The organism is Paenibacillus sp. FSL K6-0108 (assembly GCF_045040695.1).
Taxonomy (GTDB): domain Bacteria; phylum Bacillota; class Bacilli; order Paenibacillales; family Paenibacillaceae; genus Paenibacillus; species Paenibacillus pabuli_B.
Window position 1 is genome coordinate 3,499,349 of record NZ_CP150288.1, and the last position, 17,092, is coordinate 3,516,440.

The window sequence follows — 17,092 nt, forward strand, 5'->3', positions numbered from 1 at the left end:
AATGGCGGCTTTTTTTGTGTTGGAAATGCCCTTCGTGAACAGCATCCTGTGTAAAAAATGTTTTAAAATTGTTTGTTATATACTCCCCAAATGGTCTGTTCTGTATAATTCGTTGTACATCTCGATTCGCTTGCGGATGATGAATGAGGAGGACAATGATGACTTTTTTTCAAAATGGGACGCATGAAGAACTTCAATGTTTGCTCGTTCAGGCAAGAAGTGTTTGTCTAAGGGCATTAGATCAGTATGAATTAGCATGGAATTGTATACATTTTATTCAGGTGTCAGATACCATCACGTACAAAATCGATACAGCTCCATCGAAGAGCTATTTGCTTCGTATTCATTCCAATCGACTAAGTAAAGAGGCTATTAATTCAGAACTTACGATGCTTCAATCATTGGGCACATCTGATGATCTCCACGTACCTCAAGGTGTGGCGAGTCGCGACGGCTCGTATGTTTTGTCCATGGACACAGAAGAAGAGGGACAGTATTTTGATGTTACAATGATGAATTGGGTAGTCGGAGAGCATAAGGGTGGAAATGAGATTAATGAATGTTGTGCGTACCGAATGGGCTCTATGGCGGCAAAACTCCATGAAGCAACTACCCGTTTTGTACCTTCTGTTGATTTTGATCGGCCTGCATGGGGCGAAGAGAGTTTTAAAGTGGATATGTCCAAGCTGATCCGCTATTACACAAGATTTTTATCCGATCAGGCATGGAAGATGTATCAGAAAGCATCCCATAAAATATTATCCCAACTTGCAGACTTGGATCAGAATCCACAGCATTACGGAATCATCCACGGAGATTTACATATTGGTAACATCGTTTTCAACGATGAACAACCTAATCCAATTGATTTTGGCCGATGTGGCTACGGGTATTATCTTTACGATATAGCACACACAATAGTAGGGCTTTACCCAGCACAACGTTGGGAGTTCATCAGAGGTTATGAAAGTGTAAGGACACTTCCATCAAATTATGTTGAGGTTCTGGAAAGTTTCTTTATCATGTGCATAATTGAGAATTACAGCCACCACTCTTCCGACCCTAGAGAAACATCAGGATTAATAGATGAGCAGCCGTATGCACAAGCGTGTATCAGAGAATATTTAAGGAATGCTCCATTTCTTTTCAATGCGATAGAGGAGCAGGAAGTCACGGAAAAGTTCAAGATTTAGAAACTTAATCATTTCAAAAGAGAAATGTAAAACGCATCGAGTTCATGGACTCAATGCGTTTATTTATATTTGGTCATAGGTTTATTTTTTAGTATAAGATCCTAATTGTTTCTGTGAAAAAGGATGAACAGAGTTTTTGTTTCTCAGCCACATGTTGCCTTTAACAATTAATACATAGACCGCTACGACAAAATAGATGGTGCTCAAAATCCAATTTACTGCTGTTAACATATTCTGTTCATAGGCATATTTAATGTACCAGATCCCAATGGGCAAATGCAGCAATATCGCTGAGCCTAATCCGGGATTATATATACTTTTTGCTTTTATATTGGCAAAGATGCCATGCCAGATAATCTGGAAAAATCCCATTAATACAGGTGCCAGACCCAGCCATACAACGGAAGGGAAGAATACGGGCGGTAAATAAAACACATAGGCGATAATCAGATTAATAATCATGGCTGACTGCTGATTTAACGGATATCTCTCAGGTTCTTTACTTTGGAACAGAACTTTATTAAACAAACCTGCAAAGTAACCCGGCCATCGGTATTCTTCAAATTGATGCAGAAGAATGGCTACAAAACTTAACCATAAAATGCTGTTAATGCGCGGAAGCGTTCCCCAATCCATGATGAGATAAATACATACAAGGAGTGCAATGATCAAGCCCAAGTCCTGCCAGTATTTTCTTAACATGTTCAACTGAACCATCTCCATCATTATTTTTTAATGAAAGTATCTTTCAAAGAGCAAGTCGATTTGTGCATCCATAGAAGCAATCTTCACAAAAGCTCCCTTTTCCAGAATAGGACTCATAAGTGCTGGGAGAAAAAGGGCCCCAAAAATTTGCGTCATCATTGTGATCAATCGTTCCGGTTCTTGTTCTCCGGTGATCTCTTTTAACGTATTTTGAACTTTGGGGAACCCCATTAAATTTAAAAATGAGCCGTACTCCTGTTGAGATGAGAAGTCTGCTGAACCCATAAGAATAATTCTGGATAACAATTCGGGATATTCACGGATGACTTGTAAATAATCCATTAAGAATTGCTTTAATCGATCTCGGGCGGGGATGGATAATTCATCGAGTATAGCAAAGGTATGCTGAAAGCTGCTCAGAATCATTTTAATAGATTCACTGATCAGATTTTCTTTGGAGCCAAAGTAATAATTAACCAGGGATACATTTGTGCCAGAGGCTTCGGCAATTTTTCGGATGGTGATGCCTTCAAATCCACTTTGTTTGGTGAACTCCAGTGTGGCTTGCATAATCTTTTCTTTTGTTTCACTTTTCTTGTCTGGTTCCATATGTAAAACCTCCAATAAAGTCATTTAAACAATGTTTTAAACAGTGTTTAATTTATATTAGCACGTTTTCCTAATTTTGCAAGCCATACATTTGGAGTGTTGACCATTAACTAAGAAACATCATATCGAAGGCTTTTTATGAAGACATGTGCAGATTTTCGTGGTGTTTTACTATGAAATGCGGAAAGGTAGATGTAACAAAAATATCTCTAAACAAAAAGCACTATACCTGTGGTATGTTTTACGTACGAATACTGCTTTAATGTGAGAGGAGATTGTATGCCACAAGTGAAAAGAGTAATTCGGAGCAAGTGGTTTCTATGGATAACAGGTGTTGTCGGTATTTTGATCGCTGCATTTTGCGTACTATCCTTCTTCCTCGTAAATTCGGTATCGGCTACTTTCGAAGCCGGAAGTGTTGAAGAAAAATATGCTCTGCCCGGCACGTACGAGGTAGATACGCTGGAGATCAAAGACGAACAGGGTGAGAAGCTTTACAGGGTTTATTCTCCGCAATCAACGGATGTTATGCACCCGCTCATCGCTTGGGGCAATGGAACGGGGGCATTACCTGACAATTATGATCAGTTGTTAAGACACCTGACCAGTTGGGGATTTATTGTCATCGATACATACAGCCAAACCACGGGTACAGGAAAAGAAATTATGGCTGCGATAGAATATATGCTCAATGAAAATGAAGCGACGGTCAGCCCGTTCTATCACAGGATTGAAAAAGATCGGGTCGGTGCGGCAGGACATTCGCAGGGATCAACGGGTGTGATTAACGCTCATACGAACTTTGAGAACGGGGATCTCATCAAAACAGTTGTATCGATTGCTCTGCCTGATCTGAAATATTGTGATCCAGAGGACGTGTATGATACATCAGCACTGAAGGTACCATTTTTTGTTATAGGGGGAACCCGGGATTTCATCATCTCCCCGTCAGACTCCAACAAATTGGCATTGGAGAATTCCAATCCGGATATTCCGGCCTTAATGGCCATGGCTAAAGGAGCTGCACATACAGCAATAGAGCAGGATGGCGGTCAGCATAGAGGTTATCTGACAGCTTGGATGAGATATCAATTGATGAATGATTCAGAGGCAGGAATGGCCTTTGTTGGAAAGCATGCTGAAATAGGAACGAATAAACATTGGAAGGATGTTACTTCCGCAAATTTACAATAGTCATAGTTCACATAGCTCGAAGGACCCTTCTAAAATGGAAGGGTCCTTCTTCGTATTTACATGAAAAACATTTTGAGGGATTGAAATGGCGATATTTAATGTCGCTATAAACGTTTTCAGAAAAGCATCCTTTTTGAAAGCCAAGTAACGGTAGCTATGATTTCGCTTTTGCTGTTGACTGTCTGGGAATAAGCATCGTGGGTAACTTAACCTGAAGATACTCACTGCTTGGATTCTCCACTTGTTTCAGAATGACTCTGCCCGCTTCTCGTCCGAGTTCAAGCTCCTGTTGGACAACAGCCGTGGGCGGAATGATACAGAACTCCGGAAATTCGACATCATCGAAGAACACGACAGATAAATCTTCCGGTACAGAGATCCCCATCTGCATCGCCGCTTGAATAACATGAGGGCTGAAATTGGAAGACAGAAGGGCCGTCATCTGCGGATTTGCCTGTAAAAACTTCTGAATCATCATGATAACCTCTTCATCGCTGTCACTCATGGCCAGACGTGTCATCTGTATACTTCGATCAATCAGAATATGATTTTCCTCCAAGGCTTTTTCATACCCATGCAATCTGTCCTCAATACTTGAAGTCCCCTCAGCAAGAGTGGAAATAAAGCCGATTCGACTGTGTCCAAGCTCATGAAGATGCTTAACTGCCTGTATAGCTGCTTCATGGTTGTCCGAGCTGATGGAGTTCGTCTCTACCCCTTTCAGAGTGCGGTCCAACAGGACAAGGGGAAAGCGATTTAGCGTAAGCGCAAGAATCTCATTGTTATAGTGTTCACCCTCAACGGGATAGATAATTAGTCCTCTGACGCCTGCCTGTTTCATTTCCTGGATTTTGAGAATCTCTGTCTCTTGTGAATCATTCGTCTTGGCAAATAACAATTGATAGCCATTCTCTGAAAGGATGTCCTCAATTCCGCTCAGCAGATTGGCGGTGAATCGATTGTCGAGACGGGGGAGAAGGAACCCGATCGTCGGTGCTGTGAGAGACTCTTTTACCGCTGAAGTGATGTTATGAATTTCCTCCGGGCTGTGATCGTTGACAAAGGTGCCTTTGCCCTGAAGTCGGTAGACCACTCCTTTATCCACCAGAGCTGTAAGGGCATTTTTCACCGTGATGCGGCTCACACTGAATTGTTCAGCAAGTTCATTTTCGGAAGGAATTCGGCTGCCTGGTTTCCAATTTCCGCTTCGAATCTGGTCAATGATATATGTTTCGATTTTCTTGTACATTGGCTTGAAGGTTCTAACCATCGCATTTTATCTCCATTCACTATTAGTTCGTTCTAAATATATTATATTAATACAACATATACAAGTGCTAAAAATCAATAACAAGTGAGTAAGACAAGAAGATTAAAATTACGAACAAATATGATGAAAAAACCTTACGAATAAACAATTTATTAGGAATACACTTTGTTAAGTTGTATCTAAAAATAAACATTTACAAGTAAAAGTATGTTGTTTATATTGTTTTTAAAGTTTGTTGGATAAAGCGTTTCCAACGAGCCTTCACAATCTTTGTAATACCACAAATTTTTTCGCAAGTCTTCCTTCATTCAAAAAGGGGGTGCAGCAGTTTTTAACGCCAATTTGTTGTCGTGGGATATTCATTAAGCCAGAAACGAACCAAAATTAAAAATAAGGGTGGTTGCGGGATGAAAAAAAGAGCAGGCATGATCGTTACTTTGTTAACTGTTTTCTCACTCATTGTAAGCGCTTGCGGTGACGCGCAGTCCGGGGGAACGGAACCCAAAGCAAGTAAAGAGCTGACGATGTGGACGTGGAAGGTTGCATACACGCCAGGAATTGAAGCAGCCGCGAAATTGTATGAAGAGAAAACAGGGATCAAAGTCAAACTTGAGACCTTTACACCAGATGATACGTATCGCCAAAAATTCCAGGCAGCAGCCAATTCCAAAAATTTGCCGGATATCGTGAACTGGTGGGCGACGGCAGGCGATTCTATCGAGAACTCAGTGCTCGAACTATCAGGTGAAATCGACGATGATCTGTTGAACAGCTACTACAGTGCTGCAATGGACCCGATCATCGTTACACAGAGTCAGGTTGACTCTTGGAAAGAAGACAAGAATGCCACCACCATTCAAAAGTCACTGAAGACTGGCCAGTTCTACGGACTGCCGCTTGATATCGGAGGATTCTTTACGTTCTATGGTAACAAGAAGCTGATCGAAGAAGCAGGGCTGACAGCCGAAGCGCCCAAAACGTGGGAAGAGTTCGTCACCATGATGGAGACTGTCAAAGAGAAAACAGGTACTCCTGGGCTAGTTTTTGGTGCAAAGCTGCCTGATCTGTGGGAAAACTGGGCCGGTTCGGCACTGTCCATCATGCTGAACGAACCTCAAGGTTATATTGATTTGCTCGAAAGAAAGTCCAAACTAAGCGACCCTTCAAATCTGCCGGTAGTAAAAGCGATGGAGACATTGGCAAACAAAGATCTGCTGATGCCGGGAATTTTGTCAACGGATATTGATGGAGCAGACCAGGCCTTTGCTGCTGGCAAAGCCGCTTTCGATCTCGGTGGTTCCTTCACAATGTCTACGCTGCTGGCTATGGGAATGAGTCCTGACGATATTTTCACCTTCCCGGTACCACCGCTTGAAGGATCGAAAATCAACAGCTGGACGACTGATCCATTCACGTTAACGATGTTGTCGGTGAATAAGGATTCGCAGAACAAGGCTGAAGCGCTCGATTTCATTAAATTCCTGACCGGTGATCCGGATGCCGCCGTTGCTTTTGCTAATGCGGCTTATACAGTACCTGCGCTGAACTTGGGTGACCGTGCCAAGGATCTGGATCCGAACCTGAAATCAATTTCAGAAGCATTTGCTGCCGAGCCTGGTCCTTACAGTCAAGCTTCACCAGCGATTAATACGTATCGTGGCAAGCACAAAGAGTGGGAAGTGTATGCACAGTCCATGCAATCCATGATCGAGAAAAAGATGACTGCTGAACAAGTCGCCAAGAAGTTCGACGACACCATGGAAAGTTTGAAAGCGAGCGGGAACTAGGACAATCAAAGCAATCGGCATGCCTCATAAGGGGCTGTCGATTGCCAAATTGAGAGCAAAAGGTGATTGATCATGATAAAAAGTCGAAATAAGTGGATGCCGTATCTATTTTTACTGCCCGGCGTGCTTTTGTTTCTTGCCATCGGCGTGTATTCGGTCGGATTCTCGATCATGCTCAGCTTTTATAACTGGTCGGGGATCGATTTTTCCACAGCAAGGTTTGAAGGTCTGGCGAATTTCCGTCAGTTCCTGCTCGGTGATGATCCGATTGTAACCCGGAATTTCTATAATGCCGTTCTGCACAATCTGATTATTGCCGTTTCACAGGTTGTGGTCGTCGTTCCAATCGCACTTGTGCTGGCATTTGTACTGCAAAATACGAAGGCAGCAACGTGGTACCGGACGATTTATTTTTTGCCGATGATCGCATCCGGCGTAGCTATCTTTTATGTATGGAAAGGTTTGTTTGAACCTAGTGGAGCATTCAACTCATTATTCTTATGGATGGGCTTGGATTTCCTTGCTGTACCAGGTGGAATGCTGGGGAGTTCGTCTACTTCTTTACTCGGTATTATTTTGACATCAATCTGGGGCGGTCTGCCAGGAACGCTGATTCTGTACTACGCTGGTCTGACTTCCATTGATCCGACACTGTATGAAGCAGCAAGTGTGGATGGTGCCAAGAAAACAACCATGATATTGAAAATTACCTGGCCGTTACTGAAGCCAATCACGCTTATTGCCGTCATTCAGATGGTGAACGGAGCCTTTCAGGCCTTTGAGAATGTGTTCATCATGACGGGCGGCGGACCGGCTGGCAGTTCGGAGGTTATTGGTACACTTGTGTACCGTACAGCTTTTTTAAACAATGATTATGGTCTGGCCAGCGCCATCGGGTGGGTATCATTTCTGATTACAGGTGCCATAGCCATATTCAGTATTCGCTCATTCAAGGCAGACATCTAAAAGGAGGAGCACATGGTCAAATATATTAAACATATCATTCTAATCCTGTACGGATTGACCTGCTTGTATCCTTTTGTCTGGATGATCGGCACTTCGCTGAAGACATCACAGGATGCATTAGCCAATCCACAAAGTCCGTTTCCACAAGCTGCACCGATGTGGTCCACATTTGCTGACGTATGGAACAAATTAAATTTCTATCAGTTTTTCATCAACAGCGTGATCGTAAGTGCGGTCGTGATTATCGGCGTCATTCTCATCTATACCATGATGGCTTATTCGTTTGCCAAGTTCGTCTATCGGGGCAAAAAATTCATCTATTACACGTTTATTGCATTGCTGCTTGTTCCAGGGGTAACCACATTGATTCCGCTATATATCAACATGACCAATCTGGGGCTGCAAAACACGTATATTGGCATGATTCTGCCCATGATTAATGGTGCTGCACCCTTCGCCATTTTCCTATTTACCAGTTACTTCCGTACAATCTCACATGAGTTATATGAGAGCGCCGTTCTGGACGGATGCAACAATTTCAAAATCTACTACAGAATCTATCTGCCATTGGCTTTGCCTGCGATCGGAACTATTGCCATTCTGAACTTTATCGGAAGCTGGAACAATATCTTGTGGCCGATGATCATCGTGGATAGCCGGGAAATGTTTACGTTACCGATGGGACTCATGTATCTGGACTCATCTTCATTCAAGAAATGGAATGAACTTATGGCAGGGGCTTTGATTACGGTCATTCCAATCCTGCTTGCCTTCCCGTTCATGCAGAAGATGTATGTCAAGGGCATGACGGTAGGTTCAGTAAAAATGTAATTTTATGATGGCGCGTTAACAATCCACAGCAACTAAATCATACAAGATTGGAATGAAATGAATGACTACAAAAACCGCGCATATTGTCGCACATTCTCACTGGGACAGGGAGTGGTATCTATCCTTCGAGAAGCACAGAATGCTGCTCGTTCAGCTTATGGAGGATTTAATTGAGACGTTTGAAAAAGACCCGGAATTTACGAGCTTTCATCTGGATGGGCAATTTATTGTGCTTGAGGATTACCTGGAAATTATGCCGCACCGGTCGAATCAGGTCCGCAAGTTAATTGAAGAGGGCAAGCTGATCGTTGGTCCATGGTACATCCTTCAAGATGAATTCCTCGTCAGCAGTGAAGCCAATGCACGCAATCTGTTAATTGGGATTCAAGCCTCTGAACAAATGGGAGGTTATGCGAAAATCGGATATTTCCCGGATTCCTTCGGCAATATGGGGCAGGCACCACAGCTCATTAGCCAGGCAGGCATTGAGGTAGCTGTATATGGACGTGGAGTGAAGCCAGTTGGGTTCAATAACGAAATTCAGTCAGGCAATGAACATACCTCCAAATACTCGGAGATGTATTGGGAATCTCCCGATGGTACTCGTGTACTGGCGATCCTGTTCGCCAATTGGTACAACAACGGAATGGAAATTCCGGTGGAACCAGAGAAGGCGAAAGCTTACTGGGCCGAAAAGCTGGCTGCAGCAGAAGAGTTTGCTTCAAGTTCGGAACTCCTGTTCATGAACGGATGCGATCATCAGCCGCTTCAGAAGGATCTGACACAAGCGTTAAAGACGGCCACCGAGATCATGCCAGACGTGACGTTTCGTCATTCAAGCTTTCCCGAGTACATTCAGGCTATACAAAAAGCGAAACCACAATCATTGGACGTCATTCGCGGTGAACTTCGAAGCCAATGGACCGACGGCTGGATCACACTTGTAAATACGGCTTCAGCAAGGGTATATATCAAACAGCAAAATGTAATAAGTCAGACGTTACTGGAGAAAGTGGCTGAGCCGCTGGCAGTCATGGCCTCTCTATCTACAGGCATTTATCCACGGCATGAGCTGTTATATGCCTGGAAGACGTTACTGAAGAATCATCCTCATGACAGCATCTGCGGGTGCAGTGTTGACGAGGTCCATAGGGAAATGATGACCCGATTTGCCAAATCGCAAGAAGTGGCGGAAGCCATAGCGGTTCAGAGTGCTCGTACAATAGCCGAATCCGTGGATACATCTGGCTTTGACGCAGATTGTGCGTTGCCTTTTGTAGTGTTTAATACTTCGGGACATCGACGATCCAATGTGATTGTAACTAGGATGGACGTTGAGAGACGTTACTTTGACCACCAGCCTCCGCATGAAAAGTATCAGGAGTTTAAGCGCGAATATGAAGCCTTTGACTCGAACGATTGGGTTGTATTGAACTCGGAAGGCAAGAAAATGGAAGCCGTAATCACACCCGTTGGACCGACATTTGGATATGATTTGCCAGATGATCGATTCCGTCAACCTTACTGGGCATATCAAGTGGATGTAGAGCTTCATGTCCAGAACATCCCTGGTTTTGGATATCATACTTTTGCTCTTGTGCCTAAGCGTGTTTCTGGAGAGAATGCGCTTAGCGAACTGACTGCCACTGAACTTGTTACAGAAGAGCAAGTGATGGAGAACGATTATGTGCGGATCGAGATTGCGGGGGATGGATCGTTTACCATGTTGGATAAAGTGAACGGTCGTAATTATACAGGGCTTGGCATTTATGAGGATACGGGGGATATCGGAAATGAGTATATGTACAGACAACCGGATCAAGAAGCTCCGCTAACTACGCAGGGACTGCCTGCCCAGATTAAGCTGGTACATCATACACCACTGAAAGCCGTTTATGAGATCGTGCATAACTGGAAGCTTCCGGTAGGCGCAGATGAACTACTGGATGAAGAGATCCGCTCCATGGTTCCATTTCGTTACCGGAAATCCCGGCGGCTTGATGAAACTAGGGAGGTGAGCATTCGTACAGAGCTAAGCCTTGAAAAAACGGGACGTTCGGTTGGCATTAAAAGCTATATCGATAACACGGTTCAGGATCATCGAATTCGCATGTTGTTCCAAACGGGACTCGAAGCAAGTCATGTTACCGTTGACTCTATTTACGAACTGGCAAAGCGCCCGATACAGCCGGAAGCGGAATGGAGAAATCCCAGCAATGCGCAGCATCAAAATGCATTTGTCAGTATCAGTAATGGTCGCGAAGGGCTGACGATTGCGAATAAGGGTCTTAATGAGTACGAAGTATTAGCTAGTCAGAATACCATTGCTGTGACATTGCTGCGTGGGGTACGCGAGCTTGGGGATTGGGGCGTATTTGCAACGCCGGAGGCCCAATGTCTCGGACAGCACATTCTGGAAATGGAGCTCATCTCACATGATTTGGATGTTATTGAATCCGATGCTTATGTGCAGGCTTATCAGTTCCCGGTTCCCTGGACCGTTCAACAGACAGGGGTACATGGTGGCACGTTACCCGCTACCCACGAGTTTTTGCAATGGGAGGGCGATCATCTCGCTTTCAGTGCGCTTAAACGGGGCGAGGCAAATGATGACATGCTGTTCAGGGTGTTCAATGTATCATCGGAGACGACTTCACTGAAAGTAACGCCTTCGTTTGAGGCTAAGGAAGTGTACGAAAGTACAATTGTTGAAGATCAAGGTGAAGCCATGAAGGTAGCGGATGAGGGAAGTTATACTTTGAATGTGGGACCGGCAAAAATTCAGACGATCGGCATTCAACCCACAACACGTTTAAAATAAACAATTCAGTCTTGGAGTTCTCTCCACTGCTGCGGATTGAAAACGGATGCATCATGTTCCACATACGACAACCCTGTTTTCGTGCAGCTTGATTACATGATCAAGTGAATGGGAGGTACGATTGTGAACAAACGATTAAGGTTAGGTGCCAGATGTACCATTTCAGTGCTGTTGACGATTGTCATGTTATGTTCAGGGCTATACATCACACCAGCAACCACACATGCGGCAGCAGAGGGGGGAGATATTACTGAACAGGGAGACGTCCATCTAAATGATGTGTCACCTGACTCAGTAAGTATTACGTTGGGGGAAACTCCTGTGCAGCAGGGCATAACGGCTCGTCCCGGCGATGGACCTTCAGCAGGGCTTCAAGTGGGGACGTTTGACGGCAAGGCGTATTGGAAAACCAATCAGACGGTGAATCCAACAAATCCGGCCGATAACATCCTGTATTTTTACTTCAATGTTGCGGATGAATATTTGTTTGAAAATACCGATCAGGACGTGTTCGTCACTGTTGAATATTACGATAACGATAGTGGAGCCATGGTTCTCCAATACGATTCGAAGCAATCCAGTTTCAAGGATGCCCCGTTGTTCCGGTATGAAAACACGGGAACGTGGAAGACCCATACTTTCAAGCTGAGTGATGCCAATTTCGGTAACCGCACGCATGAAGCGGATTTCCGAATCGGGGTTAGCGGCGCAGGGGCACCAGCCAACAATCCGGAACTTCATCTCACCAAAGTAACCGTCCATAAGCAGCCTCAGCAGCAGACGGGTGCTCAGACCAAGGTCTATGATACGGAATTTCCTACGGCAGATATCGTCATTGCAGATCGGAGCGTAACGGATTATGGAGCAATAGGGGATGGAATTTCAGACGATACTCAAGCGTTCAAGGAAGCGCTGGCAATAGCGGGAAATCAAGGCGGCGGAGTTGTGTTCGTGCCATCCGGAACCTACAAATTAACCGGAGAGCTGGTTATTCCAACAGGCGTTACGCTTCGCGGAGATTGGGGGAATCCCGAAGAGCATGGCGGGTTAGTCAAAGGTACAATCCTTGCTGTATATGGTGGCAAAGGTCAAGCTAACGGGAACAGCTTCATAAAGATGGAGCCTTCCAGTGGGGTAACACATTTGTCTATCTGGTATCCCGAACAGAATATGAATAATCCGGTGGCCTATCCATGGACGTTGGAGCAGCTTCCGGGTGACAGTGCTACGGTGGAAAATGTAACACTCGTCAATGCGTACCAGGGGATTAAGATTGGTCCGGAATGGAACGAACTTCATTATGTGAAGGGTGTATACGGCACTACACTGAAAACGGGTATTTTTCTGGATTTCACAACAGACATTGGGCGACTGGAAGAGCTTCACCTGTCCCCGGATGTATGGGCAAGTTCAGGTTTGCCAGGAGCACCTGTACGGTCTCAACTGCGTGAATATATGATACAACAGTCAGAAGGTATCGTAATGGGGCGCTCGGATTGGGAGTACATGTCGAATATTCATATTTCGGGTTATAAGACAGGCATACGAATTACGACAAGAACAGGAAGCCTCGAAACAGCCAATGCGCAGCTGTACAAGATCCAGATCGACGATTGCAACGTAGCGCTGAAGATTGAAGGTGTCAACGATTATGGATTGCTGGTGACGGACAGTCAATTCGAAGCGAGTGCTGGTCCGAATCCTGTTGCCATTTATGCAACGGAAGGTTTTCACTCCATTGCCCAGTTTAACAGTGTTACGGTGGGCGGTGAGCCCAAACATGCGGTTGTGAATGAAGGGCGTGGAACGCTGTCCTTTGAGAGTAGTTCTTTCGAGAATTGGGGTGAAGGAAGCGGAGATTATGCCATAGTTGCCAGAAGTGGTTCGCTTATACTGGGTAGTTCTACCTTCGCCAAACAGGATCGGCACCTGCTTCTTCAGGGAGATGTGGCTACAATCAATGCCATACATTCCGGACACGAAGGCAACCTTGCAGTGAACGATGAAAGTACCTCGGCGGAACTGAACATCCATCAGGAAGAAGATTTGGTGTTGGAAACGATCCCAGATGTTCCTTCAGTGGATATTGCTGTGCAGCCCAAGCCGGGTACTCGCGAATTGTTTAACGTAGTGAGCCAGCCCTATTTGGCTGATAACACAGGAGGTTCTGATTCATCCCAGGCGATACAACAAGCATTAAATGATGCGGAGGCTGCAGGTGGAGGTACGGTCTATATGCCGGCTGGCATATATCGCGTTGAGCAGGCGTTGGTGGTCCCGACTGCCGTAGAACTGCGGGGCAATTATGATGTACCTCATCATACGATCGGGAATGGAACCGTTATTTTTACGAACTATGGAGAAAACGACCCGGATGCCGATGCCTTCATTCAGCTGAAGCAAGCAGCTGGATTACGCGGATTATCCGTCTATTACGATCAACAAACATGGTCTGATGCCAATCCGGTGAAGCCTTATGCCTGGACTGTGCAAGGTCAAGGGAAAAACGTATACCTGATCGACACAACCTTGGTTAATCCCTATCAGGCTGTAGACTTTGGCACCCATGATACAAGTGGTCATTATATCGATTATGTAGCGGGATCACCGCTCAAAGAAGGCATATATCTTGGTGGCGGGTCAGACGGAGGATACATGCGGAATGTGCAGTTCAATCCGCATTATTATGGTCGGAACAATTATCCGAATCATCCATCGAATGATGAAGAATTTAATCAAATTTGGAATTATCAAAAAGAGAATCTGGACGCCTTCCGTATTGGGGATGTTACCAATCAGGTTATTTTCAATACATTTGTATACGGATCAAAGTACGGTATTCATTTTGAAGAACAGAATGGAAGAGGGCCCGAAGCAGTCGTTATTGGTCATGGCACGGATGGCAGTAAAAAGGGATCCGTATTACAACATGCGGGAACAGCAGGTCTTTCGTTTATCAATACAGAGCTTGTTTCCATGAGTACAACAGACAAGGTATACGTGGAGGTTGGGCCAGACTTTGGTTCCAAAGCGGTGTTCTTCAATACGTCCATGTGGGGAGACACAACAAGATCTTTTGATATTCACGGAGGAGATATCCGCATACAGCAGGGAAACTTCACCAACGTTGGTGAAATCGGCATTAATGCAATCGGTGGGGATATTACCCTCTACAATTCCTATTTTCAACAGCCACGTACGAATCATGTGGTTGCAGGTCCAAACGTAGAGAAGATGGTGATATCCAACAACCTGTTTAATGGTGGTTTTCAGATTGAGAATGAGGCACCTCCTGGAAAAGTGACGGGTACCAATCTGTTTCCTTTGGCACTCAAACTGAACCAGCTTGGATATGATCCATCCAGAACAGGTGATCCCGGAAGCACGCTGACTTTGACGAATGTTGCAGGTGCAGCTTTGCTGAAAGGGCAGATTGAACTGATTGAACCTAGTGTGTATCATGCGATGTTTAAGCCCGTGCGATTTGAGGGGTTGGGCATTGGGAAAAGCATGGATGTGGCGCTTCCCTATATATCAAGTGACTTGCTCAAATTCAGAGTAACGCTTGAAAACGGATTCCGTTATGAGACTTCAGTCAAACTGTCACAATCCTTTGCTGCCAAGAAGGATGCTGTAGGAACGCTGCCATCCATTGAGGTGTCCAGTCCGGAGCATTACAACAGCGTCGGTGGAAGCTGGGCAGGCCCGAATGACCTCAGCATTCAAGCTAAAGCAAGTTGGGATGCGGAAAATTTGGTTCTCAAGGTGGATGTCAAGGACGATATTCACCATCAATCCAATACCAATGGCGATATATGGCGGGGGGACAGTCTACAGCTCGGTATTGACCTTGGCAAAGAGGATGGTGCGGCCAGCAAACAGGTGAATGAGCTTGGTTTTGCACTGAATCAGGAAGGTGTCGTCACGAAATGGAGATGGCGAGCTCCGGAAGGGGTTGCTACAGGATTATTGGAATCCGCTTCAGCAAACATTACCCGGGACGAGACGACCCATATTACTCATTATCAAATTACGCTGCCTTTTGAAGCGCTTCATCAGGAAGGATATTCATTCCAACCTGACAAACCTATCGGTTTTGCATTGCTTGTCAACGAAAACGATGGCGAAGGACGATCAGGCTTTATGGAGTTTAATGGTGGTATCGGTACAAGTAAAGATGCAAGATTATTCGGAAACTTGTATCTGCTTACGGGTGATTACGTGACATTGTTGGAGCAATCGGCTGAGGCGAGTGTTCGTACTGCGGAGCAAAAGAAAGATGTTACCTCTATAGATACAGCGGCCAACTTCGTCACTCTGCTGCCGGGCGGTACGTTGAAGTCCTCATTACTTGTAAGACTCGCTGCTCTTACATCAGGTTCCAATCCGAATCCCGGGGGACCCAATCCACAGTCAGGCTCGGGTTCGGGCTCAGGTTCAGAGCAAGGGAATGGAGCAGGCTCTCCGACTGGAGGGAAGAACGAAGCAACCCCCGTCGCTCCTGGTGATGTAATGAAGCTCCAGCCTAAGCTGGATAAAGCTGCTGCATTGGCAACAGCCGAGCTCACCAACAAGATGATGAAGGATGCATTCAACCGCATCACCCCTGATCAGGACGGGAAAAAGAAGCTGATTGTAGACATCGAATCCGTGGATGGTGCTGAAGGGTATGCTCTGACACTTCCATCCAGCTTTTTGCAGGAAACACCATCTACCCATTGGCTGGAGATGCGAACAGCATGGGGAGTGCTGCTGGTTCCGAGCCATTTGCTGGCTAATACCCAAGGAACGATTGGTGAGCGTATTACCTTGGTATTAAGTAAGACAGACCGAAGCCTTTGGAGTGCGAAGATGAAATCAGACTTAGGAGAGCGGCCTGCAATTTCATTATTTGTGATATCGGACGGCAAATCCGTTGCATGGCAGAATTCCATTACGCCAATCACAGTAAGTTTGCCTTATCAGCCTAATGTAACTGAACTGCTGGACCCGGAAAAACTCACAGTACGACGTATCGCAGATGACGGGCAAATGATCTCCATTCCAAATGGGAAGTTCAACAAAAAATCGGAACAAATGATTTTCAAAACACGGCAAAACGGAGTTTATGCAATTACTCAGGATAATCGAACATTTCAGGATATACAGCAGCTATCATGGGCCCGCCATGCCATCGAAGTTCTAGTATCCAAAGGGGTTATTCGTGGAATGTCAGAGGCAGAATATCAACCTCAAACCATGATCCGCCGAGCGGATTTCGTAACTCTGCTTACCAACGCCTTAGAATTACAACCTGATCAGGGAACCAAGGTGGAACGCTTCGCAGATATACCTGAGCATGTTTATTACGAACAGTCCGTAAATATCGCAAGAACGCTGGGCATCATTCAAGGGGCAGGCCCCGATCGATTCTCACCAGCATCTCCAATTACCCGGGAAGAAGCAGCGGTTATGATCTACCGAGCTATGCAAGTGATCGGGATGCAGTCTCTTCCAGAAGATGAACCCGGTTTGGGTGACTATAAAGATACTCATTTGATTAAGGCATATGCCCGCGATGCCATTGATTCATTAACCAGATCAGCCATTATGGAGGGGAGTAATGGCAGCTTCCATCCGGAAGATACACTGACTCGTGCTGAGACCGCAGTGCTGCTGTATCGTTTATACAACCGTTTGCCTTAAATCTTCCAGTAGGATCGAAATGGAGCAAATG

General features: G+C 45.2%; 10 protein-coding genes. 7 read left to right on the forward strand and 3 right to left on the reverse strand.

All coding sequences use genetic code 11. The features are described from left to right. Window positions 1–155 precede the first annotated feature (155 nt). Window positions 156–1,193 (forward strand): phosphotransferase enzyme family protein, encoded by a 1,038-nt coding sequence (locus tag MHB49_RS15955; RefSeq protein ID WP_405156827.1) that lies wholly within the window; start codon window positions 156–158, stop codon window positions 1,191–1,193. 81 nt (window positions 1,194–1,274) lie between these two features. On the opposite strand, the gene MHB49_RS15960 is transcribed toward MHB49_RS15955, so the two are convergent. Beyond that, entirely contained in the window at window positions 1,275–1,901 is a 627-nt protein-coding gene (locus MHB49_RS15960; protein WP_405156828.1) for an HXXEE domain-containing protein, read from the reverse strand. 24 nt (window positions 1,902–1,925) lie between these two features. Beyond that, complete coding sequence (locus MHB49_RS15965) at window positions 1,926–2,507, reverse strand: TetR/AcrR family transcriptional regulator (protein WP_405156829.1); 582 nt, start codon at window positions 2,505–2,507, stop codon at window positions 1,926–1,928. Between the two features lie 279 nt (window positions 2,508–2,786). On the opposite strand from MHB49_RS15965, the gene MHB49_RS15970 reads away from it, so the two are divergent. Next, a complete protein-coding gene (locus MHB49_RS15970; protein WP_405156830.1) occupies window positions 2,787–3,701 on the forward strand; it encodes an alpha/beta hydrolase in 915 nt (304 codons plus the stop codon). 154 nt (window positions 3,702–3,855) lie between these two features. Here MHB49_RS15970 and MHB49_RS15975 read toward each other — a convergent pair whose 3' ends face one another. Continuing rightward, a complete protein-coding gene (locus MHB49_RS15975; RefSeq protein WP_405156831.1) occupies window positions 3,856–4,971 on the reverse strand; it encodes a GntR family transcriptional regulator in 1,116 nt (371 codons plus the stop codon). A 407-nt stretch (window positions 4,972–5,378) separates the two neighbouring features. On the opposite strand from MHB49_RS15975, the gene MHB49_RS15980 reads away from it, so the two are divergent. The 5 genes from MHB49_RS15980 (at window position 5,379) to MHB49_RS16000 (ending at window position 17,061) form a co-directional block, all read left to right on the forward strand. Beyond that, window positions 5,379–6,758: an ABC transporter substrate-binding protein gene (locus tag MHB49_RS15980; protein ID WP_405156832.1), complete on the forward strand. Its 1,380-nt coding sequence runs from the start codon at window positions 5,379–5,381 to the stop codon at window positions 6,756–6,758. Window positions 6,759–6,830: 72 nt separating this feature from the next. Further along, window positions 6,831–7,724 carry a carbohydrate ABC transporter permease gene (locus tag MHB49_RS15985; protein WP_024631712.1) on the forward strand — a complete coding sequence of 298 codons (894 nt, stop codon included), beginning with the start codon at window positions 6,831–6,833 and terminating at the stop codon, window positions 7,722–7,724. Between the two features lie 12 nt (window positions 7,725–7,736). Continuing rightward, window positions 7,737–8,555, forward strand: coding sequence for a carbohydrate ABC transporter permease (locus MHB49_RS15990; protein ID WP_405156833.1), 819 nt, complete (start codon window positions 7,737–7,739; stop codon window positions 8,553–8,555). 61 nt (window positions 8,556–8,616) lie between these two features. Further along, complete coding sequence (locus MHB49_RS15995; RefSeq protein WP_405156834.1) at window positions 8,617–11,376, forward strand: alpha-mannosidase; 2,760 nt, start codon at window positions 8,617–8,619, stop codon at window positions 11,374–11,376. A gap of 123 nt (window positions 11,377–11,499) precedes the next feature. Further along, window positions 11,500–17,061: a glycosyl hydrolase family 28-related protein gene (locus MHB49_RS16000; protein ID WP_405156835.1), complete on the forward strand. Its 5,562-nt coding sequence runs from the start codon at window positions 11,500–11,502 to the stop codon at window positions 17,059–17,061. Window positions 17,062–17,092 lie beyond the last annotated feature (31 nt).